The sequence below is a fragment of the Synechococcus sp. H55.9 genome (assembly GCF_047462355.1).
In the GTDB taxonomy this organism is placed as follows: domain Bacteria; phylum Cyanobacteriota; class Cyanobacteriia; order Thermostichales; family Thermostichaceae; genus Thermostichus.
The window spans coordinates 10,273-12,340 of record NZ_JANSJB010000041.1; the positions used below are offsets into that span (position 1 = coordinate 10,273).

The following is a 2,068-nucleotide window of genomic DNA, read 5'->3' on the forward strand; positions in this document are numbered from 1 at the left end:
GCAGCCAGATGGGATCCCAGGGGGAGATCCAGCCCTTGGAAGCAGAGCGGATTCGCCAGCAGGTGGAGGCCTTGGCGCGGCAGGGGCTGCGGGTTCTGGCCTTTGCCCAAAAAGCCGTACCCCCTAGCCAAACGCAGGTGGATCACTCAGATCTGCAGGAAGGGCTGATTTTCTTGGGCTTGCAGGGGATGATTGACCCGCCGCGGCCGGAGGCCATTGCCGCCGTACGCTCCTGCCAGACTGCCGGGATCCAAGTCAAGATGATCACCGGCGACCATGTGCTCACGGCCCAAGCCATTGCTGAGCAGATGGGCCTGGGCGGCGGCAAACCGGTAAAAGCCTACAGCGGTCGGGATCTGGAGCAGCTTGGCCCAGAGGAGTTTGTAACCGCCGCCAACCAGGGATCCGTCTTTGCGCGGGTGGTGCCGGAGCAAAAGCTGCGCCTGGTGGAAGCTCTGCAGTCGCGGGGTCAGATCGTAGCCATGACCGGCGATGGGGTCAACGACGCCCCGGCCTTGAAGCAGGCAGATGTGGGCATTGCCATGGGGAGGGGCGGCACGGAAGTGGCCAAAGCCGCCGCCGACATGATCTTGACCGACGACAATTTCGCCTCCATCGAGGCCGCCGTCGAAGAGGGGCGCACCGTTTACAACAACCTGCTCAAGGCCATTGCCTTCATCCTGCCGGTGAACGGGGGGGAGTCGATGACCATTCTCCTCAGCGTCCTCCTCAACCGGGAGCTGCCCATTTTGGCCGTTCAAGTGCTGTGGCTGAACATGATCAACTCCATCACCATGACGGTGCCCCTCTCCTTCGAGCCCAGCACGGGGCGGGAGATGACCCAGCCGCCGCGGGATCCCGATGCCAACTTGCTTTCTCCTCGGCTGCTGCAGCGCATCCTGCTGGTGTCGGTCTTCAACTGGATCTTGATCTTCGGGGTTTTTGAGTACATTGAACAAACCACCGGCAATATCGACCTGGCCCGCAGCATGGCCATTCAGGCGCTGGTGATCGGGCGTATTTTCTACTTGCTCAGCCTCAGCCAAGCCATTCCCACCCTGTTGGGCCGCGGACGGGCCAGCCAGTTGGACCACCACGAACGCCTGATGGATACGGCGGCTGTTGGCATCGGCATTGGGGCGGCCATCCTGCTGCAGATCCTCTTCAGCCAGTGGGGCGTGATGAACATCATTTTCGACACGGCACCTTTGTCTTGGGATCAGTGGGGCTTCTGTCTGCTGGTCAGCCTGCCGATGATCGTGGTCTCAGCGGTGGCCAATCGAGTGGATCCCGAGTGAGCCGCATTGGCAACTCGCACCCCCATCTGAAAGGGCGCGTCGGCGGCGTGGAGCGCCTGAGGAGTATCTGAGTTGGGTTTGAAATAACCCTTTGCCTGGATGTTGCCGACCTCCCCCAGGAGCTGAAAAGGCCCACCAAGCTAGGTCTGATGGCATGCTGCTCTTGGCCATCTTTCCGACCCATTTTTGCAAGACAATAAGAGCCGCCGCGCCGATCTCTGCAGTGGGAAATCGTGCTCATTTTCTACCGGAAGTCACAGAAGCTGTGCTCAGAGATTGGGGCGCTCGACGAATGAGAAAGAAAAGCCTCAAACTTTTGGTTGCAGGAGTACATCATAAGGCTATGATCTTAGGGGAAGGATGTAGGACATTAAAAAATGTCAGATATACCACCACAACCTTTAACCGGGAAGGCTCTCCTTCAGAAGGTCGAAGCGCTGGGGCATCTTCCGCGCCGGGAAACGGCAAAGCGCTGCGGCTACGTGACCGTGACCAAGAACAACAAGCTCCGCGTCAACTTAAATGAGTTTTATGACGCGGTGCTGGAGGCAAAAGGTCTGAGCCTCAGCCCAGGTTCCAGCCGCGACAAGCGCGGTCGCGAGCCCACCTTTCGCGTCAGCGTTCACAAAAATGGGCAGCTCATCATCGGGTCCGCCTACACCGAAAAGATGAATCTCAAGCCCGGCGATGAGTTTGAGATTCAGTTGGGCTACAAGCACATTCACCTCAAGCAAGTGTTAAACGGCCAGGTGATGGAGGACTCAACCTCA

The 2,068-nt window shown here is 58.9% G+C and carries 2 protein-coding genes; both read left to right on the forward strand.

Annotated elements, in window-relative coordinates:
• A partial coding sequence (locus NW857_RS07060; RefSeq protein WP_414368453.1) for an HAD-IC family P-type ATPase occupies positions 1–1,298 on the forward strand: 1,298 nt, incomplete at its 5' end.
• A gap of 377 nt (positions 1,299–1,675) precedes the next feature.
• Positions 1,676–2,068 (forward strand): AbrB family transcriptional regulator (locus tag NW857_RS07065; RefSeq protein WP_414368454.1); only part of this gene is annotated, 393 nt, incomplete at its 3' end.